Annotated in this window: 18 protein-coding genes; 10 read left to right on the top strand and 8 right to left on the bottom strand. The window is 62.2% G+C overall.

What is annotated here, in order from left to right:
* Positions 1-88 precede the first annotated feature (88 nt).
* Both pepT and SM763_RS16035 read left to right on the top strand, forming a co-directional pair.
* Positions 89-1,327 (top strand): peptidase T, encoded by a 1,239-nt coding sequence (gene pepT, locus SM763_RS16040; RefSeq protein WP_368999152.1) that lies wholly within the window; start codon positions 89-91, stop codon positions 1,325-1,327.
* Positions 1,328-1,463: 136 nt separating this feature from the next.
* The gene (locus SM763_RS16035) at positions 1,464-1,976 is read left to right on the top strand and encodes a DUF4177 domain-containing protein (RefSeq protein WP_368999151.1); all 513 of its coding nucleotides are present in this window, start codon (positions 1,464-1,466) and stop codon (positions 1,974-1,976) included.
* A gap of 36 nt (positions 1,977-2,012) precedes the next feature.
* On the opposite strand, the gene SM763_RS16030 is transcribed toward SM763_RS16035, so the two are convergent.
* Positions 2,013-2,267, bottom strand: coding sequence for a BolA family protein (locus SM763_RS16030; protein WP_368999150.1), 255 nt, complete (start codon positions 2,265-2,267; stop codon positions 2,013-2,015).
* A 106-nt stretch (positions 2,268-2,373) separates the two neighbouring features.
* Between SM763_RS16030 and SM763_RS16025 the strand changes: the two genes are divergently transcribed.
* From SM763_RS16025 to SM763_RS15995, 7 genes are all read left to right on the top strand, one after another.
* Entirely contained in the window at positions 2,374-2,997 is a 624-nt protein-coding gene (locus SM763_RS16025) for a J domain-containing protein (protein WP_065273068.1), read from the top strand.
* Between the two features lie 274 nt (positions 2,998-3,271).
* Complete coding sequence (cobS, locus tag SM763_RS16020) at positions 3,272-4,252, top strand: cobaltochelatase subunit CobS (RefSeq protein WP_065273067.1); 981 nt, start codon at positions 3,272-3,274, stop codon at positions 4,250-4,252.
* A 19-nt stretch (positions 4,253-4,271) separates the two neighbouring features.
* Entirely contained in the window at positions 4,272-4,973 is a 702-nt protein-coding gene (locus tag SM763_RS16015; RefSeq protein WP_368999149.1) for an aspartate/glutamate racemase family protein, read from the top strand.
* A complete protein-coding gene (gene cobT / locus SM763_RS16010) occupies positions 4,970-6,847 on the top strand; it encodes a cobaltochelatase subunit CobT (RefSeq protein WP_065273065.1) in 1,878 nt (625 codons plus the stop codon). The genes SM763_RS16015 and cobT overlap by 4 nt, the downstream gene beginning before the upstream one ends.
* Positions 6,848-6,859: 12 nt before the next feature.
* Positions 6,860-7,510 (top strand): 2-hydroxychromene-2-carboxylate isomerase, encoded by a 651-nt coding sequence (locus SM763_RS16005; RefSeq protein WP_368999148.1) that lies wholly within the window; start codon positions 6,860-6,862, stop codon positions 7,508-7,510.
* Positions 7,511-7,585: 75 nt separating this feature from the next.
* Positions 7,586-9,376: an aminopeptidase P family protein gene (locus SM763_RS16000; RefSeq protein WP_368999147.1), complete on the top strand. Its 1,791-nt coding sequence runs from the start codon at positions 7,586-7,588 to the stop codon at positions 9,374-9,376.
* Positions 9,377-9,438: 62 nt separating this feature from the next.
* Complete coding sequence (locus SM763_RS15995; protein WP_368999146.1) at positions 9,439-9,780, top strand: DUF427 domain-containing protein; 342 nt, start codon at positions 9,439-9,441, stop codon at positions 9,778-9,780.
* Between the two features lie 332 nt (positions 9,781-10,112).
* On the opposite strand, the gene SM763_RS15990 is transcribed toward SM763_RS15995, so the two are convergent.
* Complete coding sequence (locus SM763_RS15990) at positions 10,113-10,304, bottom strand: hypothetical protein (protein ID WP_065273789.1); 192 nt, start codon at positions 10,302-10,304, stop codon at positions 10,113-10,115.
* Between the two features lie 91 nt (positions 10,305-10,395).
* On the opposite strand from SM763_RS15990, the gene SM763_RS15985 reads away from it, so the two are divergent.
* On the top strand, positions 10,396-11,307 hold the full coding sequence (locus tag SM763_RS15985) for a LysR family transcriptional regulator (RefSeq protein ID WP_274836699.1): 912 nt from the start codon (positions 10,396-10,398) through the stop codon (positions 11,305-11,307).
* Between the two features lie 24 nt (positions 11,308-11,331).
* Here the strand turns inward: SM763_RS15985 and SM763_RS15980 are convergent, their stop codons facing one another.
* The 6 genes from SM763_RS15980 to ftsA all read right to left on the bottom strand — a co-directional run bounded on the left by SM763_RS15980 (position 11,332) and on the right by ftsA (position 20,478).
* Positions 11,332-13,038 (bottom strand): chloride channel protein, encoded by a 1,707-nt coding sequence (locus SM763_RS15980; protein WP_368999145.1) that lies wholly within the window; start codon positions 13,036-13,038, stop codon positions 11,332-11,334.
* Between the two features lie 87 nt (positions 13,039-13,125).
* Positions 13,126-14,772 carry a DNA repair protein RecN gene (recN, locus tag SM763_RS15975; protein ID WP_368999144.1) on the bottom strand — a complete coding sequence of 549 codons (1,647 nt, stop codon included), beginning with the start codon at positions 14,770-14,772 and terminating at the stop codon, positions 13,126-13,128.
* Between the two features lie 24 nt (positions 14,773-14,796).
* Positions 14,797-15,645, bottom strand: coding sequence for an outer membrane protein assembly factor BamD (locus tag SM763_RS15970; RefSeq protein ID WP_065273058.1), 849 nt, complete (start codon positions 15,643-15,645; stop codon positions 14,797-14,799).
* Between the two features lie 250 nt (positions 15,646-15,895).
* Positions 15,896-16,861 (bottom strand): UDP-3-O-acyl-N-acetylglucosamine deacetylase, encoded by a 966-nt coding sequence (gene lpxC, locus SM763_RS15965; RefSeq protein ID WP_274831779.1) that lies wholly within the window; start codon positions 16,859-16,861, stop codon positions 15,896-15,898.
* A gap of 183 nt (positions 16,862-17,044) precedes the next feature.
* Entirely contained in the window at positions 17,045-18,715 is a 1,671-nt protein-coding gene (ftsZ, locus tag SM763_RS15960) for a cell division protein FtsZ (protein WP_274836697.1), read from the bottom strand.
* A 428-nt stretch (positions 18,716-19,143) separates the two neighbouring features.
* Positions 19,144-20,478, bottom strand: coding sequence for a cell division protein FtsA (gene ftsA, locus SM763_RS15955; RefSeq protein ID WP_065273055.1), 1,335 nt, complete (start codon positions 20,476-20,478; stop codon positions 19,144-19,146).

Raw genomic sequence — 20,478 nt, 5'->3', positions numbered from 1 at the left:
CTCCCTTTAGGTTGCAAGCCTGCCCTTGACCCTTGCTGCGCTCTGGCCCAGCCTGCCGCCCAACGAACACCTCTCTACGGAGCACCCCATGAAAACCCAATTCGATCAGGCCCTTCAGGACCGCTTGGTGCGCTATGCCGCCATCGACAGTCAAAGCGATGAGACCTCGCCCTCCTCTCCCAGCACCGCGATCCAATTCGATATGCTGAACCTGATGGTCGAGGAGTTGAAAGAGATCGGCGCGCAGGATGTGGAGCTGACCGAATACGGCACGGTACTCGCCACCGTGCCCGGCACGGCAGAGGGGCCGACCGTGGGGTTCCTCGCCCATGTGGACACCGCGCCGCAGTTCAACGCCACAGGGGTCAAGCCACGCGTGATCAAGGGTTATAATGGCGGCGACATCACATATCCCGACAATCCCGATCTGGTGCTCTCGCCCAAGGATCACCCCTATCTGGCGGGCAAGGAAGGGCATGACCTGATCACCGCCTCGGGCACCACCCTGCTCGGCGCCGATGACAAGGCGGGCGTTGCCGTGGTGATGACGCTGGCGCAGCACCTGATCGACAATCCAGACATCCCCCATGGCCCCATCCGCATCGCCTTTACCCCGGACGAAGAGATCGGCCGCGGCGTCGATCCGCAACTGCCCAAGGATCTTGGCGTCGATTTCGCCTATACGCTGGATGGCAGCGATGTGGGTGAGATCATCTATGAAAGCTTCTCGGCTGACCGCGCCGTGGTGACGATCAAGGGCGTGTCGATCCACCCCGGCTGGGCCAAGGAGAAGATGGTCAACGCAGCGCATCTGGCCTCCAAGATCATCCAGACCCTGCCCCAGGCCACGATGACGCCGGAAACGACCGATGAGCGCGAGGGTTTCCTGCATGTGACCGACATGAACGGTGGTTCCTCCGAGATGGAGATCAAGCTGATCCTGCGCGATTTTGAACGTGACGGGCTGGCCGCCAAGGGTGATCTCTTGCGCAAGGTCTGCGACGCCGTGCAGGCAAGCGAGCCGCGCGCGGAGATCACCTGCGAGATCTACCCGCAGTATCGCAACATGCGTTACTGGCTGGAGGATGACATGACCCCGGTGGATCTGGCGCTGGAGGCCTGCAAGGCCAATGGGATCGAGCCGATCTCGATCCCGATCCGCGGCGGCACCGATGGCTCGCGCCTGACCGAGCTTGGCGTGCCGACGCCGAATATCTTCTGCGGCATGCAATGCGTGCACGGCCCGCTGGAATGGGTTTCGGTGCAGGACATGGCCGCGGCGACGAACGTCTGCCTGACCCTGGCGCAGCTGGCTGCGAAGAAGTAACCGCCCCCACCGCGCGGCGCCCTGCCGCTGTCGCAGATGTAGAGAGAATGTCACGGCCTGCGCCGCGTTCCGGCAGCGCAGCTTGACCCCTCGCCTGCATCCGCTAAACCTTCGGGCTAGTCGTCAGGAGTCCGGCATGCAGCCTTATGAATACAAAGTGGTTCCCGCCCCGCATAAGGGCACCAAGGCTAAGGGCGTGAAAACCCCCGAGGATCGCTTTGCCCACTCGGTCGAGATCACCCTTAACCAGATGGCCGCTGAAGGCTGGGAATACCAGCGCGCAGAACTGCTGCCCTCGGACGAACGTTCCGGGCTGACCGGATCGACAACCAACTGGCGCAACGTGATGATTTTCCGCCGCGCGCTGGCTGCCGCCCCCGCGCAGCAGCCCTCCGAAGCAGATCCGGCCGAAGCAACCCATGCCGCCCCGCCGCTGACGGCTACCGCTGGCGATCCCGAAGCCCCAGTGGGCGCAACGCCTGTTCCCGGTCCCGGCGCGGCGCAGATGCAGGGCGACGATGGCGTCGAGGAGCTCAGCCCGGTGTCCGGCGTGACGACCGCGCTCAAAACCCGGGCCAGCCTGTCAGCGACGCGCGATCTGCCTGAAAAACCGACAGGCGATCCCGAAGACGACTCCGGAACCCGCTGAGGATACCGCGCCCGCCTGGGGCGCAATAAGCCGTGCTTAACTGCCGATATCCAGCGCCAGCGCGTGAATACGCGGCACGATATCGCCCAATGCCTTGTGGACCGCGCGGTGCTGCTGAACCCGGTTCATCCCGGTGAAGGCCGCAGCGCGGATTTTCACATTAAAGTGACTTTCACCCGCACCGTCATGACCGGCATGTCCGATATGGCTGTCGCTGTCGTCGACGACCTCCAGATGGCTGGGCTGGAACGCCTCTTGCAGGCGCATTTCCATTTCGCTCTTCACGCTCATTTTCCGCTCACTCTCATAAAAATTTCCCCTCCCCCCTTCTATCTTCTGCCCCTTAGACTAAACTGCTTGCTCCGAGTCGAGCAGATCCGTCTAGAAGGTGCGCCCCATGAGCAAATCAGATCCCTTTGGTTTCGATATGTCCGTCCGCTCCGCGAAAAAGAAAAACCCACGCGGGCGACGTGCCGTATCCGGAGCCTCAGAAACATCGGTGCGAACCTGCGCCAAAGACGGCTGCGAGGAAGCCGGCAAGTTCCGCGCCCCCAAAGCCCCCGATGTGCTGGATGAATACGTCTGGTTCTGTCAGGAACATATCCGGGAATACAATCAGAAATGGAACTTCTTCCAGGGCACGACCGAGGCTGAATTGAACGCACAGGCCTCCAAAGACAAGGTCTGGGAACGTCAGACCCGCCCGATGGGCGACCCCGAGGCCCGCGCTTGGGCGCGCCTGGGCATCGAGGACCCGCATCAGGTGCTGGGGGCCAATGCCACCCGCAACCCCGGCAAGAACGCGAAATCCGGCCGCCGCCTGCCCGCCACCGAGCGCCGCGCACTGGAAATCCTGGAAGCCCGTGACGACTGGTCCAAGGCTGAGATCCGCAAGGCCTACAAGAAACTGATCAAGGTTCTGCACCCGGATATGAACGGCGGCGACCGCAGTCAGGAAGAACAGCTGCAAGAGGTTGTCTGGGCCTGGGACCAGCTGAAAGAGAGCCGCAGCTTCAAATAACCGATCTGCGCATTTTGTGATCAGGGCCCCACCGGGGCCCTTTTTCATGCAGGATCTGGCCGTCGTACATTCTTCGCTCTAAGCCCGTTGCAGCGCTCCCCGTATACGCTCATATCCTCTGCCACAGCCCGCCAAACACGCATCCACCGCGGTGAGACGTCGCGCAATTGTACCGCTCACATACCTTTCGCTTGCCCTTCTCCGTCAGATCGGGCACCAATCCCCCGAATTACGCCCCCAGACCGCCGGGGCACAGAGATAAGGATCGACTGCTATGAGCGACGGCATGCTGGATATGAATGCGAAACCGACCGAGACCATTTCGGTCCGTGATGTGTTCGGGATTGACACCGACATGACCGTCAAGGGCTTTGCCGAAGGCTCTGACCGGGTGCCGGCGCTGGACCCGACCTATAAGTTCGACCCCGACACCACGCTGGCCATCCTTGCGGGCTTTAGCCACAACCGCCGCGTGATGATCCAGGGCTATCACGGCACGGGTAAATCGACCCACATCGAACAGGTCGCTTCCCGCCTCAACTGGCCCTCGGTACGCGTCAACCTCGACAGCCACATCTCCCGGATCGACCTGATCGGCAAGGACGCCATCAAACTGCGCGACGGCAAGCAGGTCACCGAATTCCACGAAGGCATCTTGCCCTGGGCGCTGCGCAATCCGGTTGCCATCGTATTCGACGAATACGATGCGGGCCGTGCCGACGTGATGTTCGTGATCCAGCGGGTTCTGGAGCATGACGGCAAGCTGACCCTGCTCGACCAGAACGAGATCATCACCCCGAACCCCTTCTTCCGCCTGTTCGCCACTGCGAACACCGTCGGTCTGGGTGATACCACCGGGCTTTATCACGGCACCCAGCAGATTAACCAAGCCCAGATGGACCGCTGGTCGCTGGTCTCCACGCTGAACTACCTCAGCCACGATGCCGAAACCGCCATCGTCCTGTCCAAGGCACCGCATTACAACACCGAGAAGGGCCGCAAGATCGTCAGCCAGATGGTCACCGTTGCGGATCTGACCCGGACCGCCTTCATGAACGGCGACCTGTCCACCGTGATGTCGCCGCGGACCGTGATCAACTGGTCGCAGAACGCCGAGATTTTCCGCGACGTGGGCTATGCCTTCCGGCTGTCGTTCCTGAACAAATGCGACGAGCTGGAACGTCAAACCGTGGCCGAGTTCTATCAGCGTTGCTTTGACGAGGAACTGCCCGAAAGCGCGGCAAACGTCGCCTGAACCCGGTAAGGACACTCCCATGCATATCGGCCTGATCGGTGGAATCGGCGTTGCGGCCACGGTGGTTTATTACCAGCGGCTGACGGCGGCGATGGCCGCACGGGGCCTGCCGCTGGAGCTGACCATCGTCCATGCCGATGTGCAGGAGCTGATCCGCAACAACCTGTCGGACAACCGCGCGGCGCAGGCCGAAATCTATGCCGGGCTGATCGACCGTCTGCGCGGCGCCGGGGCCGATTGCGTTGCCATCACCTCTTTGGGTGGGCATTTCTGTTTCGACGAAACAGTGGCGCTGTCTTCCCTGCCGCTGGTCTCGGCCGTAACGCCGCTGGACTATTATTTTGCGGCACAGGGGCTGAACAGCGTCGGTCTGCTGGGCACCCGCGTGGTGATGAAGACGGGCCTTTATGGGCAATTGAAGAAAACCCGCGCCGTGGCGCTGGAGGATGAGATCGAGGATCTGGGCCAAAGCTATCAGGACATGGCCGTCGCCGGGGTTTGCACGCCGCAAAAGCGGGCGCTGTTCCTGGATGCAGGACAGCGGATGGTCGATGGTCTGGGCGCCGATGCCATCGTGCTGGCGGGCACCGATCTCAACCTGGCGTTTGACGGGCAGGATCCGGGCTATAGGGTGGTAGATGCGCTGGATGTGCATGTGGACCTGCTGGCGCGGCTGGCGGCCGATGAAGCCGACCTCGATGAAGTGAGAGCGAAAATATGAGCAAACCGACCGACAACCCGGCAGATCCGTTCAAAAAGGCGCTGGCCGAAGCGACCAAGGTGATGGCCGACGATTCCGAACTGTCGGTCAGCTACACGGTCGACCCGGCCGGGCTTTCGGGCGATTCCATGCGCCTGCCGCAGGTCTCCCGCCGGATGACGCGCGAGGAAGTGCTGTTGGCCCGCGGCACTGCGGATGCGCTCGCTTTGCGCCACAAGTTCCACGACGATGCCGTCCACGCGAAATACGCACCGCAAGGCGAGATGGCCCGTGATCTGTACGAGGCGATGGAAACCGCCCGCTGCGAGGCGATGGGCGCACGCCACATGCCCGGCACCGCCTCCAACATCGACGTCAAGATCCGCAACGAGGCGATCCGGCGCGGCTATGATCAGATGAAATCCTCGACCGAGGCGCCGCTGGCCGCTGCTGCCGGCTATCTGGTCCGCCAGATGGCCACGGGCCGCCCGCTGCCCGAAGGTGCCGCCAACGTGGCCGAGCTGTGGCGCGGCTATATCGAGGCCGAAGCCGGTGAAACGCTCGGCGACCTCGAAGAGAAGATTGCCGATCAGGCGGAATTCGCCCGCTTTGCCCGCCAGATTATCACCGATCTCGGCTATGGCGACCAGCTGGGCGATGACCCCGATCAGCCGGATGAGGATCAGGAAGACCAGGCCGAAGAGGACGCCGAAGAGCAGCAGGATCCCGACAGCTCCGGCGAAGATGATTCCGACGACGAACAGGCCGATGCGGATGCCGAACAGGCGCAGGAGCAGCAGCAGGACGAAAGCCAGGCCCAGGTCTCGATGGACGAGATGGCTGAGGACGAGCTGTCGGAAGAAACCGAAATGCCCGATGGCGAGGCGCCGCTGGACCCGCCCCCGCCGCCGCCTGCCTCAGAAGCGGATCCCGACTACAAGGTGTTCCTGGACACCCACGACGAGGAAATCGCCGCAGAAGATCTGGCCGAACCAGCCGAGCTGGAGCGCCTGCGCGCCTATCTCGATCAGCAGCTGGAACCGCTGAAGGGGGCCGTTTCCCGCCTTGCCAACAAGCTGCAGCGCCGTCTTCAGGCGCAGCAGAACCGCTCCTGGGAGTTCGACCTGGAAGAGGGCATTCTGGACGCAGGCCGTCTCGCGCGCGTTGTCGCCAACCCGACCACCCCGCTGTCGTTCAAACGCGAAAAGGATACCGAGTTCCGCGACACCGTGGTGACGCTGCTTCTCGACAACTCCGGCTCGATGCGGGGGCGTCCGATCTCGATCGCGGCGATTTGCGCCGACGTTCTCGCCCGCACCCTTGAACGCTGCAACGTGAAGGTCGAGATCCTCGGCTTTACCACCCGCGCCTGGAAGGGCGGCATGGCGCGCGAGGCCTGGCTGAACGAAGGCCGCCCGCAGCAGCCCGGCCGTCTGAACGATCTGCGCCACATCATCTACAAGGGCGCCGATGTACCATGGCGCCGCGCGCACCCGAACCTTGGCCTGATGATGAAAGAGGGCCTGTTGAAAGAGAACATCGACGGTGAGGCGCTGGAATGGGCGCACCGCCGGATGGTCGGCCGTCCCGAGGCGCGCAAGATCCTGATGGTAATTTCCGACGGCGCGCCGGTGGATGATTCTACCCTGTCAGTGAACCCGGCGAACTTCCTGGAAAAACACCTGCGCGATGTTATCGCCATGGTGGAGAAGAAAAAGCAGGTGGAGCTTCTGGCCATCGGCATCGGCCATGACGTCACCCGCTACTACGACCGCGCGGTGACCATTACCGATGTCGAACAACTCGCCGGAGCCATGACCGAACAGCTGGCGGCGCTGTTTGACAGCGACCCGCGCGCCCGCGCCCGTGTCATGGGCATCAAGAAGGCCAGTTAAGAGAGCCCCGGCATGGCGCAGCGCAAGATCGAATATTTCTACTCCACCCATTCCGCCTATGCCTATCTTGGCTCCAGGAGGCTGGCAGAAATCTGCGCGGCCCATGACTGCCAACTGATCCACCGCCCCTTTTTGTTGTCGCCGGTGGTGGAGCAGGCAGGCGGGCGTCCCTTTGCCGGGCGCAGTCAGGCGCATGTCGATTACTTCTTCGGACGCGAGATCGAACGCTGGGCCGCCTATCGCGGCGTTCCGATCATTACCTACCGCCCGACCTACCATGACAACGCCCTGACTCTTTCCAGTGGCATGGTGATCATGGCGGAACGTCTGGGACAGGACGTTGATGCCCTTGCCCATGCGCTGCTTGAGGCGCATTGGCGCGATGATATCGACCTGATGAACCCCGAGCAGCTGTCAAAGACTGCACGAAACGCCGGGCTTGATCCCGAACCGCTGCTTGCAAGCGCGATGGCGCCCGATGTGCAGGCGGTTCTACAGGCCAATACCGATGCGGCCCTGGGGATGCATCTGTTCGGATCACCGACCTATGTGCTGGATGGGGATCCCTATTACGGACAGGACCATCTGGAACTGCTGGAATTCGGCCTGCGCCAGCCCTTCCCCAAAACGACCTTTCAGAACCCATCAGTCGACACGGTCTGAATTTCCCGGGTTGCACCCGGCCCCGCTTCGCTGTTCTCTGGCGCGGTTGACACCCGCCAACGCAGGAGGCTCCCCATGTTTCAGTCATTCGACGTCACCGCCCGCCCGGATCAGGGGCCGCCCCGGCTGCAGGCGCTGCGCGCAGAGCTGGATCGGGAGGCGCTGGATGGCTTCCTTGTCCCCCGCGCCGATGCGCATCAGGGTGAATACGTCGCCCCGCGGGACGACCGGCTTGCCTGGCTGACCGGCTTTACAGGCTCCGCAGGGTTTTGCGCGGCCATGGCACATATCGCGGGTATCTTCATCGACGGACGCTACCGCACGCAGGTGAAACAGCAGGTCGCTGATGTCTATACCCCGGTGCCCTGGCCCGAGGTCCAGCTGCACGATTGGCTGAAGGAACAGCTGCCGGATGGCGGTCGCGTCGGGTTTGATCCATGGCTGCACGCCACCGGCCAGATCGCCGACCTGCGCAGACAGCTGGACGACAGCGGCATCATGCTTGTCGATTGTGAAAACCTGGTGGACCGCATCTGGGAGGACCAGCCTGCACCGCCCGCAGAGCCCGTCATCGCCCACCCCGAGGCCTACGCCGGGGAAAGCGCCGCCGACAAATGCGGACGGCTGGCCAAGGGCCTGCGTGAGGCCGGACAAGAGGCCGCCCTGATCACCCTACCCGACAGCATCATGTGGCTGCTGAACATCCGCGGATCAGACATTCCACGCAATCCGGTCGCCCATGGCTTTGCCATCCTGCACAGTGATGCGCGTGTGGACCTGTTCATGGACCCGTCGAAACTGGAGGGGCTGGCGGATCATCTGGGCGCAGGCGTAACCGTACATCCACCTGCCGGTTTCCTGAATGCCGTGGGCGCGCTCAATGGCGCCGTGGCGGTGGACCGGGACAGCCTGCCGCAGATCGTTGCCGAGACTCTGGGCGACCGCCTTCAACCTACAGGCGACCCCTGCGCCCTGCCCAAGGCCTGCAAGAACGCGGCAGAGATCGAAGGCAGCGCCGCGGCCCACCTGCGCGATGGCGCCGCTGTGGTGGAGCTGTTGGCTTGGCTCGACGACCAGGCCCCTGGCACCATCACCGAAATCGACGTGGTCAAACAGCTGGAAACGCTGCGCCGCCGGGACGACAGGCTGCGCGATATCAGTTTTGACACCATTTCGGGCACCGGAGCCAATGGCGCCGTGATCCACTACCGCGTCACGGTTGAGACCGACACGGTACTGCAGGACGGCGATCTGCTGGTTCTGGACAGCGGCGGGCAGTATCTGGATGGCACCACCGACATCACACGCACCATTGCCATTGGCGCCCCGGGAGCCGAGGAACGCACCGCCTTTACCCGCGTGCTGCAGGGCATGATCGCAATCTCGCGCCTGCGCTGGCCACAGGGACTGGCCGGGCGCGACATCGAGGCCATCGGGCGGATGCCGCTGTGGCTGGCCGGGCAGGATTTCAATCATGGTCTGGGCCATGGCGTCGGCGCCTACCTCAGCGTACACGAAGGCCCGCAGCGCCTCAACCGTGCCTCTGCGGTACCGCTGCAGCCCGGCATGATCTTGTCCAATGAACCGGGATATTATCGCGAAGGCGCCTTTGGCATCCGGATCGAGAACCTGATCGTCGCCCAAAAGGCCCCTGACCTGCCCGGCGGAGACGCAGAGCGGGACATGCTGGATTGGCGTACCTTGACCTTTGTCCCGATCGACCGGCGGCTGATTGACGCAGATATGCTATCAAGGGAAGAACGCGACTGGCTGAATGCTTATCATGCGCAGGTCGCCCAGAAAATCCGCCCGCAGATCAGCCCCGCCGCACAGGCCTGGCTGGATCAGGCGACTGCGGCGATCTGATACCCGGCTGTTACATTGCCGGGGCAAGACATGCATACCAATGACGAGATGGGGAAAATCACATGAGCAAGATCCGAATTCGCAAGGCAGATGGCACCTGGGTGGTGCGCTCGGGCGGGGCCATTCTGGGCGAAACCAACCGCGCATTGGAGCTGAGCGAAGAGGGTCATGCGCCGGTCATTTATTTCCCGCGCGAAGACATCGCCATGGCCTTTCTCGATCCCAGCAGCAAGACGACGCATTGCCCGCACAAGGGCGATGCGTCCTATTTTTCCATCGTGAACAAATCCTCGGTGACCGAAGACGCTGTCTGGAGCTATGAGGACCCAATCAGTGACGTGGGCGAAATAAAAGGCTATTTGGCGTTTTATCCCAGTGACTCGGTGAAGATCGAACAGATCTGAATCTGCCGGGCCAGCACGGCCGCGTTATATGCCACAGCTTCTAGGCGGCACAGCGTTTTACCGGCGCTGTGCCGTTTTCAAAGCGATGAAGAACCGATTGCAATCATTAAATTTAAACTGACCGACAGCGGTACCGCGCGACCTGCGCGTATCATTAACAATTATACAAAATTTTGGACCGCCTATACTTCCGTGCCCTTGCCAATGAGGGGCTCGAAGCTAGATCACGGTCGGCACCTATTCCGGCGCCCGCGGCCGGTCAAAGCGGCCCATCAGGACCGCCCCAATATCAGGATTTCAAAGTGGCCCAACAGCCTGAAAGCAGATCAGCCCTACAACAGTACAGAACGGACCAAATGCCGTTTTGCCTGTTCCAGAGCTTCCCCCGACCCAAAGACATTTGCGTCTCTGGCACATTCGATTGCGTAGTTGACCAACGCTTCGAGGGCCGCCTGTTCTTTGTCCTGCTCGCTCGTTTTGTTTTGTACTTCGACCTCTTTCGGGTCGAATTTATAAGTACGCATATTTTCCCTTCCGCACCCCATTTACGCCCGTTGCCGTTAACTTTACTTAAAAAAGCGGTTCATCCAATCCAGCGAAAGAAAAAATTAATAAATGCGTGACGTAGATACATCTCAGCTGAGTGGTCGCCTGCTTCGGGTCTTTTTAACAGTTTACGATGAAATGTCCGTCAGCAAGGCCGCTGAGCAGCTGAACATCAGCCAATCCACCGTCAGTCATAACCTGGAAAAACTGCGCTGCATCATAGGCGACAAGTTGTTCGTGCAGGCCGGGCGCGGCATCGTTCCCAGCCCACGCGCGGAACGCCTGGTGCCCAAGGTCCGACGCCTGTTGGCCCAGATGGATGCGCTGGTGGACCATGGGGAATACGTCCCCGCCAATGACCCCGATCCTTTTGTGATCGCCACAAACGGCGGCGTTCTTGTCCCCGAGGTCAACCGAACCTGCACGCGCATCTGGCAGGAAGTTCCGAGAAAACGCATGGTGTTCCGCGAGCTAGGCCCCAGCGCGAATGCCGAAAACCTGCTGGAGCGTGGGATTGCCGATTTTGCCATTGCCCCCCGCCCCGAAGTCTATCCCGCGACCCTGTGCCATGCGCATCTTTTCTCCGAGGGCTTCCGGGTCTTTTACGATCCTGAGGTGCGCGGACCAATAAAGGACGTCTACGACTACTCTGGCGCCAGCCATGCCACTCTGGATTTCGGCGGCCCCTACAAAAGCACCGTGCAGAGCGCGCTGGAGGCCCTCAACCTGTCACGCGACATTGCCGTCAGCGTGCCGAATGTCTGGCTGCTGGCCGAGGTGATCCGTGGCACCGACACGGTTGCCACCCTGCCGGCCATGCTAATAAATTCTGCGTTCCGGGGGTTCAGCAGTTCTCCGCTACCGCTGAGCGTTCCGGATGCAGAATTTGATCTGGTCTGGCATCGCCGGTTCGATGGATCATCCCGATTGGCATGGCTGCGTGAGATTCTCACCGAAACCCTGAAACAGCCCGCCAGCTGAGGCACACCAGAACCGCCCCGGGTCTTAGCTGTGTTCCTCTGCAGCCGTTGCCACTAGGGCGCGGTTATAGGCCTTCAGCGCATCCACGTGGTAGAGCACCCCAAGAAGGCGGCCCTGCTGCTCAGCATCGCTCGGCGCGGGCACGTCATCCGGAGCAACCACCGGCAAGAACGGCACATCCGCCCGGTCGAACACCGGCAGCACCGCCTCCAGCGACTGATCGGGGCGCAGCATCAGTCCTTGATCAATCAGCGGAGCGCAGTCCTCTGGCGTGGCGCAGCGCGGATCCCCCAGCGGCCGCATCAACCCACCCACCTGCAACAGCGCCAGCAGATAGGCCTGCGGCCCGGCCGCGCAATGCAGATTGCGCCGCTCCAGCTGTGTCAGGAAGAACGACCGGTCCACCAGCCGCGAGGCCAGCGCCGTCGACAGGGAGACCGAAACCATGACCGCAAGGCCGATCTGCCAGTCTCCGGTCAGCTCGAACACGATCAGCGTGGTCGAGATCGGCGCCCCTAGAACGGCAGCCGCGACCGCCCCCATGCCCGCAAAGGCATAAAGCGTATGCGTCCCTGACACTTCCGGCAGGACCGATGTCGCGATCAGCCCAAAGGACAGGCCGGTCATCGCCCCGATCATCAGCGACGGTGAAAACACCCCGCCCCCCATGCGCCCGCCCATGGTGATGGCCACGGCAGCGGTTTTTACCACGGTGAACAGGATGGCCTGCGACAGCACCAACCCACCAGTAAGCGCCAGTACCGTCGTCTCATAGCCAACCCCGATGATATGCGGAAACCAGATCGCAATCGCCCCAAGAAGAAAGCCAGAGACCGCCGGGCGCAGCCAGCGCGGGATCGATAGAGCTGTCTGGATATCGGTTCCCACTCGATCTGCCCAAAAAATCGAGCGCATGAGCACCACGGCCACCAGTCCACAAATCAGCCCCAGCATCAAAAAGGCAGGTAGCTCCACATAGAACTGCAAGGCGCCCGGCGTGGTCAGCGTGAATTCCGTGACATCGCCATATTCCAACCGGTTGATCACCGTGCCCGCGACCGAGGCGATGGCGATGGGCGCAAAGGCATGCACAGCAAAATGCCGCAACACCACCTCAAGCGCGAACAGCGCACCGGCGATAGGCGCGTTGAAGCTCGCAGAAACTGCCGCTGCCACCGCACAGCCCAAAAGATCGCGCCCGGTGATGCCATCGGCCTTGATCCGGTCGCTGACCCAGCTGGAAATGACGCCTGCAAGGTGCACCACTGGCCCTTCGCGCCCCGCCGATCCGCCGGTCGACAGCGTCAGGAAGGACGCCATGGCCGACCCAAGCCCGGCGCGGATTTCGACGCGGCCATTGCGCATTGCCGCCCCTTCGATCACATCGGCAACCGAACGCACCCGCCCATCGGGGGTGAAATTGTGCAGGATGATTCCGACGACCAGCCCACCCACGGTGGGGATCACCAGCAGCATGTACCACGGCAGATCCTGCGCGAAACTGTGCAGAAAATGAATATCCTCGGCGCCATAGATCCAAGCCTGAAATGCGGTAATCCCCTTTCGGAACAGCAAGGCCGCAAAACCGGCAGAGATACCGATCAGCAGGGCTATCATCCAGAATTGAAACTGGCTTGGCCCGCGATGCAAAAGAATACGCCAGACATCGCGCAGCCATGCAAGACCCTGCATCGCCAGCACCTTTGCCCCGGTCCGGGAATTATGCTTCATTGTTCGCCTTCAGTTTCCTGCCCCCCTCAAAGCAGAGAAAAATTGCCAAACCACCAACACTGAGCACACAGGACCGTGACCCGTGCGTCAGCCGGTCAGCAAGGCTCCGGCGGCGGCGCGCGCTTCTTTGGTGATGGTATCGCCCGACACCATCCGGGCGATTTCATCCACCCGTTCCGTCTCGCTCAGCGGCACCACCTCCGACAGGGTCATGCCATCGGTGACGCGTTTCTGCACCCGCCAGTGATGCGCGCCCTGGGCGGCGACCTGCGGCGAATGGGTGACGACCAGCACCTGCCCGCCCGAGGCAAGGGATTTAAGGCGCCGCCCCACCGCATCAGCAGTGGCACCACCGACCCCGCGGTCGATTTCGTCAAAGATCAGCGTCTTGTCGCGATCCTCACCGCGCAAGCAGACCTTCAGGGCCAGCAGGAAGCGGCTCAGTTCCCCGCCCGAGGCGATCTTATTGAGCGGACCCGCCGGGGCACCGGGATTGGTCGCCACGGTAAAGGCAACATCGTCGTGGCCCTCCGGGCCCGGGGCGCCTGCGGTGATCCGGGTTTCAAAAACCGCGCGCTCCATCTTGAGGGGCGCCAGTTCAGCCATCACCGCTGTGTCCAGCGCCAGCGCGCTGTCGCGGCGCGCGGCACTCAGCGTCTCTGCAGCCGCTGCATAAGCCGCCTCGGCGTCGCGCAGTGCGGCCTCCTGATCGGCCAGATCCTTGTCGCCTGCATCCAGTGCCGCCAGTTTTTCGCGCAGGGTATCGGCATAGGCGGCCAGATCATCAGGCAGAACGTCATGCTTGCGCGCCAGGGCACGGATCGCAAACAGTCGCTCTTCGCAATCTTCCAGATCGCCGGGATTGAAATCGAGCGCCGAGAGAACCCGTTCGACGCCATCCTGCGCATCGCCCAATTCGATCATCGCCCGGCTGAGCGCCGCCAGCGGCTCTGTCAGCCCGATCTCCTCGGCGCCCTCAACACCTTCCAGCCAGCGCTGCGCCTCGCCCAGCGACGGATCAGCGCCTTCGCTCAGCAGCGCATGAGCACGGGCGATATCGCCCCGGACCCGCTCTGCCCCCTGCATCTGGCGGCGGCGCGCATCCAGCGTCTCGTCCTCGCCTGGCTCCGGGTTCAGCTTGTCCAACTCCTCAACCGCGTGGCGCAGGAATTCCTCTTCGGCGCGCACCGCATCCAGTGCTGCGCGGGTGGCCTCAACCGTCTTGCGGGCCTTGGCGGCCGTCGCCCAGGCCGCACGGGTCTGTGACAGCAGATCCGGCACCCCGGCAAAGGCATCCAGCAGGCTGCGGTGCCCCTTTGGGTTCAAAAGGCCCCGATCATCGTGTTGGCCATGCAGTTCCACCAGAGTTTCCGACAGGGCGCGCAGCACCTCACCCGAGCAGCGCCGATCATTCACCCAGGCCGTCTTGCGGCCCTCAGCGGTATTAACGCGGCGCAGGATCAGTTCGCGCCCGGCTGGCAGACCTGCCTCTTCCAGAACGGCGTGGGCCGGATGGCCCTCGGGCAGTTCGAATTCCGCGACCACCTCGCCCTGCGAGGCGCCCTGACGCACCAGTTCGGCGCGCCCCCGCCAGCCCAGTACAAAGCCAAGAGAGTCGAGAAGGATCGATTTACCGGCGCCGGTTTCGCCGGTCAGCACGTTGAGACCGGTCTGAAAGTTCAGCTCCAGATGGTCGATGATCAGAATATCGCGGATATCAAGCGCGCGCAGCATTACTTTGCTCCGTTGCAAACGCTGTTACAGCCACTGGCCCTTGATCGACTGGCGATAGATCTGGCTCAGCCAGTTGTTCCCCCGGTCACGCATCTTCAGACCCTGCGACGTCAGCAGTTTATAGCTGTCCTGGTACCACTCTGTCGATTGATAGTTGTGCCCCAGGATCGCGCCGGCGGTCTGCGCCTCATCGACCAGACCCAGCGACAGATAGGCCTCGACCAGACGGTGCAGCGCCTCGGGGGTGTGGCTGGTGGTCTGGAAATCCTCCACCACCACACGGAAGCGGTTGATCGCCGACGTGTAGTGTTTGTGGCGCAGGTAGTAGCGCCCGATTTCCATTTCCTTCCCCGCCAGATGGTCGAAAGCAAGATCGAACTTCAGGATTGCCGAGTTGGCATATTCGCTGTCGGGGTAAACCTCGATCACGGTGCGCAGCGCCTGCAGCGCCTGAAAGGTCAGCCCCTGATCGCGACCAACTTCGTCGATCTGGTCATAGAAACTGAGCGCCAGCAGATATTGCGCATAGGCGGCGTCTTCGTCGGTCGGGTAGAAGTCGATGAACCGCTGCGCGGCGGCGCGGCTGTTTTCGTAATCCTTGGCACGGTGATAGGAAAAGGCCTGCATGATCAGCGCTTGTTTCGCCCATTCTGAATAGGGATAGAGGCGCTCGATCTCGGAGAAGTAAAAGGCCGCGTCCTTGGACCGGCGGCGTTCCAGTTCGAACTCGCCGCGTTCAAAGATCTGTTTGGGGGTATAGCCGTCCAGCGCGCCTGCCTTTTCTGCCGCGCCACCGTCGCCGCCGCAGCCCGACAATGCAGCCATCAGAACAACCGCACCGATCCATTTGGCTCCTGCCCTGATGCCGATCATCTTTGCCTTACCTCACCGCATTTGACTCGCGGGTGTCCACCCCGGTTATGCCCGGTCTAGCACATTCAATTGGCGTGCAAAACGCCTTTAACCCACTTCGCCCTCACTTGGCAGAGATTGTCGGCCCGGGTCAAGCCTGAGGCGCCCCAGCGGTGGGTGCCGGACCACAGGGACAAATGAAAAAGGGCACCTAAGTGCCCCTGTCCGTCTTCCATCGGTGTCCTGATGATTGCGCTGATCCCTGCAGGGATCAGGCGACCTTGCGGATGGCTGCGGGGATTTCCCCCCAAACCAGCCCCTGCCCCGGCAGGCGGGCCACCATGGCCGCATCACACTCTACCAGACGCACCGCGCCAGGGGTTGCGAACAGCGCCCGCAGCAGGGTGTTGGTCAGGGCATGACCAGCACGCTCACCGATATAGCGCCCCATCAGCGGCGCACCGGCCAGCGCCAGGTCACCCAGCGCGTCCAGCATCTTGTGACGGACCGGCTCATCCGAATGGCGCAGACCTTCGCCGCTTTCGACCTCTTCACCATCGAAAACAACAGCGTTCTCGCCCGGCACACCGCCAAGAGCCAGGCCATTGGCCTGCATCGCCTCGACATCAGCGCGGCGGCAGAATGTACGGCTGTCGCACAGCTCGCGGGCAAAGGCCCCATTGCGCAGGTCCAGCGTTTTGCTCTGGCGTCCAATCGCCTGCTCAGCGAAATCAATGTGGAATTCGATCATCAGCCGGTCGCAGGGCAGAATGGTCGCCTTTGCGCCATCTTTTTCGACGCTGACCTCTTTCAGAACCTGCAGAACCTGCACCGGAGCAGACAGGCGACGCACGCCTTTCTGCATGATCCCGCGCACAAACAGCGCCGAGGAGCCATCAAGGATCGGCACTTCGGGTCCATCGATTTCAATCAGGGCGTTGTGCACACCACAACCAGCCAGTGCGGCCATCACGTGCTCAACGGTAGATACCGACACACCGGCGGCGTTGACCAGACGGGTGCACAGGGCAGTGCGCTCCACATAGTCCCAGCGGGCCGGGATGACAGAATTGCCCAAAGCGATATCGGTCCGTTTGAAACGGATGCCATGATCCGCCGCAGCCGGTTTCAGAACCATCCGCGCAGGCTGGCCGGAATGCAGGCCAGCGCCTTCAAATGTCACCGATGCTTTCAGGGTATTCTGCACCTTGTGCCTCTTTCTTCTGGGTCCGGCCATCAGGGGCCGTGTTGCCGATGATAGGTAAGGAAACGGGCACGCGGGCTCAACTCAATCTTTGTAACGGATTGAAACATCCCTGTAACGAATAGGCAAAACACTGCCTAGATGCGCGCAACCTTCTGGAACAAAAGGAAAAAGGGCCGCCAGATGGCGACCCTCTTCACGAGATATTCTGAAAAATCAGTTGGCCTGACGGCGCAGGAAGGCCGGAATTTCGATCCGTTCCTGATCCGGATCAGCCTGCTGCTGCGGTTGCGGCGCGGCGGATTGCTGCGGCGCGTGCTGCGGGGCCTGCGGCTGCTGACGCACCGGCTGAGGCTTCGCCTCACCGCCTTCGGCAGCGCTGCCGGTCATCCGGTGGATAAGCGAATTCAGGCCAAAGCGACGCTGTTCCTGCTGCGGTGCGGGCGCCTGCTGCTGTTGCGGAGCTGCGGCGGCCGGGCGCTGTTGCGGTTGCGGCGCGGGCTGTGGTGCCGCTTGCTGCGGCTGAGCCCGTTGCGCGGCGGCCTGCAGACGCACGATGGCCTCGGGCGACGGCGTGCCCGGCGCCGGAGCCTTGGGCGCGACAAAACTGTCGGCCCCGCCTTCGGCGGCATCGGCCTGCGGCTGGAATTCCGGAACCTGCGGCTGATAGGCAGGCGGCGGCAGGCCGTCGTCATCATAGGCTTCGGTCTCAGCCGGGGCTGCTTCGGGCTGCGATGCGGTGGCGTCCAGACCTTCGAACAGGGTCGGCTCCTCGTGCGAGGCTTCCGTGGCTGCGACGGCAGGCTGTTCAACCGGCTCGTCCAGTTCCAGCGGCGCGGCACGGGTTTCTTCAACGCTGACGGTTTTCTTCAACGGCGCCGACATCGGACGGCGTGCAACCGGCATGTCGGTGTTCACGTCGGAAGCATCGATACCGGTGGCCACGACGGACACGCGCATCTTGCCTTCCATTTCGGTGTCCAGGGTCGAACCGACGATGATATTCGCATCCGGGTCCACCTCTTCGCGGATCCGATTGGCAGCCTCGTCCAGTTCGAACAGGGTCAGGTCGTGAGCGCCGGTGATGTTGATCAGAACGCCGCGCGCACCGCGCAGGCTGATTTCGTCCAGCAGAGGGTTGGCGATGGCCTTTTCTGCGGCCTGAATGGCGCGATCTTCGCCTTCGCCCTCGCCTGTGCCCATCATCGCCTTGCCCATTTCGTCCATCACGGCACGAACGTCAGCAAAGTCGAGGTTGATAAGGCCCGGACGGACCATCAGGTCGGTCACGCCTTTGACGCCCTGGTACAGGACATCGTCCGCCATCGAGAATGCCTCGGTGAAGGTGGTTTTCTCATTGGCCAGGCGGAACAGGTTCTGGTTCGGGATGATGATCAGCGTGTCGACGACCTTCTGCAGCGCCTCAACGCCGTCCTCGGCCTGGCGCATACGCTTGGCGCCTTCGAACTGGAACGGTTTGGTCACGACACCAACGGTCAGAACACCCAGCTCACGGGCGGCCTGCGCAATGATCGGCGCGGCGCCGGTACCGGTGCCACCCCCCATCCCGGCAGTGATGAAGCACATATGCGCCCCGGCCAGATGATCGACGATCTGTTCGATGCTTTCTTCAGCCGCGGCCGAGCCGACCTGCGGACGGGCACCTGCGCCCAGACCTTCGGTGACTTTGATACCCAGCTGGATCCGGCTTTTCGAGGCGCTTTGTTGCAAGGCCTGCGCATCCGTATTGGCGACGACGAAATCGACCCCTTCCAGCGCCTTCTCGATCATATTGTTGACCGCGTTTCCACCCGCGCCACCGACACCGAATACGGTGATCTTTGGCTTCAGCTCTTCCTGTCCGGGCAACGAAAGGTTCAATGTCATGCTCTTTCCGCCTGTGTTGATAGCCCTCCCGCAAGGGCCTTTTCCTGACTTTTCTGCGGAAATTGTACCGCAGCCTCGGAGTCGCGTCATCCCAAAAAGCGTCGGCGGCTACAAAATATGGCCCCTGATCCATGGAAATCTGCGGTATTTCGCCTAAGACGACAGATCTAGCGGTTAATTAGCAGCTCACCCACAAACACCAGAAAACCTCGACGCCCATAGGCATCGAATTCCTATTCTGAGTTATCGCGGTCTGGCCACTGCCCGGCCTTCAGACTCGTCGCTTAATGCGTCCGTTAACCCGAAACTAACGGTTTCGGGCGGCGCTGTCACGGGGGGCAAGGCCCACAAAGGCGACTTTTTTCAGGCTCAATATCGCCTCGCGTGCGGTGCAGGTCACCAAAATTCAACCGGGGTGGGCGCAGGCCTTACCAATTGTCTTTGAACCACTTCACCGCGCGGCGCAGAGAGCGAGCCGGATAGCGGTCGACCGGCATTTCGAAATCCCACCATTCGTCCTGCGGATGCGCCGCAAAGAGACTGAGCCCCACGGCCGAGGCAAAACCCGGCCCGGTCGCCGATTGCGGCAGGCCGTGGACGCGAAGTGGACGTCCGAGGCGCACCTGCTGACCAAGGATACGACTGGCCAGGGCATCAAGCCCCATGATCTGGCTAGAGCCACCAGTCAGCACGATCTGCTGGCTGGGCAAATATTCAAACCCCGCCGCGTCCAGACGGACCCGCACCTCTTCCAGAATTTCCTCGACCCGCGGGCGCATGATGCCGATCAGCTCGGCCCGGCTGACGGTGCGCCGGTCGTGCTCCCAGTCGCCGGTATCCCCGCCAATATCGATCATATCGCGGTCGTCGGCGCCGGTAGCATGAACGCCGCCGCAAAAGGTCTTGATCCGCTCGGCATTGGCCATCGGAACACCCAGCCCCATAGAAATGTCGCTGGTGATATGATCGCCGCCCATGCGCACAGCATCGGCATAGATCATATGTTTCTTCATGAAGACCGAGATCGAGGTCGACCCGCCGCCCATGTCGATACAGGCCGCGCCGAGTTCCTGCTCATCCTCGACCAGCGCCGCATAGCCCGAGGCATAGGCCGACGAGGCAATACCCGCCAGTTCAAGGTCGCAGCGCTGAATGCAGCGCATCAGGTTCTGCACGGTGGCAGAATCCACCGTCAGCATATGCATGTCCACCGACAGGGTCTGCCCCATCTGACCGCGCGGATCCGACAGACCCGAGCGGTTATCCAGCGCAAAATTCACCGGCTGAGCATGGACCACTTCACGCCCGGCGCCATAATCCGGCACCTCGCAGGCAGCCAGGACGCGGGCGATCTCGTTCTCCGACACTTCCTGCGCCTGAAGTTCGACCTTTGCATCCAGCCCGTAAGAGCGCGGGTTGGCCCCGGCGAAGCAGGCGATCACGTGGTCAACACGTACACCAGCCATCTTCTGCGCGGCCTGAACGGCGGTGCGGATGGCTCGCTCAGTTTCCTGCATGGCGGAGATTTCGCCGAACTGCACCCCGCGCGAGCGGGTGGTCGCGGCGCCGATAACCCGAAAGCCGGATTGCCCGGCAAGCGACCCGATAGCACTGTCTTCATTAGGTTGGGCAGAGCCATCAAATCGCAGGACAAGACAGGCAATCTTGGAACTGCCCACATCCAGAATGGCCACGACACCGCGCTGCAATGCCTGCCGCCGCATCTGCCGCATGGCACGCTGCGATTGATAAAGATCCGTCAT

This window comes from Pseudophaeobacter sp. C1-32P7 (assembly GCF_041008775.1).
Classification (GTDB): Bacteria; Pseudomonadota; Alphaproteobacteria; order Rhodobacterales; family Rhodobacteraceae; genus Phycobacter; species Phycobacter gallaeciensis_A.
The sequence above is the reverse complement of the archived record's forward strand: the minus strand, read 5'-3'. Positions and strand labels throughout refer to the sequence as shown.

Excerpts from the sequence above, each read along its gene's own strand:
- pepT (WP_368999152.1), top strand. The coding sequence starts at position 89 with ATGAAAACCCAATTCGATCAGGCCCTTCAGGACCGCTTGGTGCGCTAT.
- SM763_RS16035 (WP_368999151.1), top strand. The coding sequence starts at position 1,464 with ATGCAGCCTTATGAATACAAAGTGGTTCCCGCCCCGCATAAGGGCACC.
- SM763_RS16030 (WP_368999150.1), bottom strand. The coding sequence starts at position 2,267 with ATGAGCGTGAAGAGCGAAATGGAAATGCGCCTGCAAGAGGCGTTCCAG.
- SM763_RS16025 (WP_065273068.1), top strand. The coding sequence starts at position 2,374 with ATGAGCAAATCAGATCCCTTTGGTTTCGATATGTCCGTCCGCTCCGCG.
- cobS (WP_065273067.1), top strand. The coding sequence starts at position 3,272 with ATGAGCGACGGCATGCTGGATATGAATGCGAAACCGACCGAGACCATT.
- SM763_RS16015 (WP_368999149.1), top strand. The coding sequence starts at position 4,272 with ATGCATATCGGCCTGATCGGTGGAATCGGCGTTGCGGCCACGGTGGTT.
- cobT (WP_065273065.1), top strand. The coding sequence starts at position 4,970 with ATGAGCAAACCGACCGACAACCCGGCAGATCCGTTCAAAAAGGCGCTG.
- SM763_RS16005 (WP_368999148.1), top strand. The coding sequence starts at position 6,860 with ATGGCGCAGCGCAAGATCGAATATTTCTACTCCACCCATTCCGCCTAT.
- SM763_RS16000 (WP_368999147.1), top strand. The coding sequence starts at position 7,586 with ATGTTTCAGTCATTCGACGTCACCGCCCGCCCGGATCAGGGGCCGCCC.
- SM763_RS15995 (WP_368999146.1), top strand. The coding sequence starts at position 9,439 with ATGAGCAAGATCCGAATTCGCAAGGCAGATGGCACCTGGGTGGTGCGC.
- SM763_RS15990 (WP_065273789.1), bottom strand. The coding sequence starts at position 10,304 with ATGCGTACTTATAAATTCGACCCGAAAGAGGTCGAAGTACAAAACAAA.
- SM763_RS15985 (WP_274836699.1), top strand. The coding sequence starts at position 10,396 with ATGCGTGACGTAGATACATCTCAGCTGAGTGGTCGCCTGCTTCGGGTC.
- SM763_RS15980 (WP_368999145.1), bottom strand. The coding sequence starts at position 13,038 with ATGAAGCATAATTCCCGGACCGGGGCAAAGGTGCTGGCGATGCAGGGT.
- recN (WP_368999144.1), bottom strand. The coding sequence starts at position 14,772 with ATGCTGCGCGCGCTTGATATCCGCGATATTCTGATCATCGACCATCTG.
- SM763_RS15970 (WP_065273058.1), bottom strand. The coding sequence starts at position 15,645 with ATGATCGGCATCAGGGCAGGAGCCAAATGGATCGGTGCGGTTGTTCTG.
- lpxC (WP_274831779.1), bottom strand. The coding sequence starts at position 16,861 with ATGGCCGGACCCAGAAGAAAGAGGCACAAGGTGCAGAATACCCTGAAA.
- ftsZ (WP_274836697.1), bottom strand. The coding sequence starts at position 18,715 with ATGACATTGAACCTTTCGTTGCCCGGACAGGAAGAGCTGAAGCCAAAG.
- ftsA (WP_065273055.1), bottom strand. The coding sequence starts at position 20,478 with ATGACGGATCTTTATCAATCGCAGCGTGCCATGCGGCAGATGCGGCGG.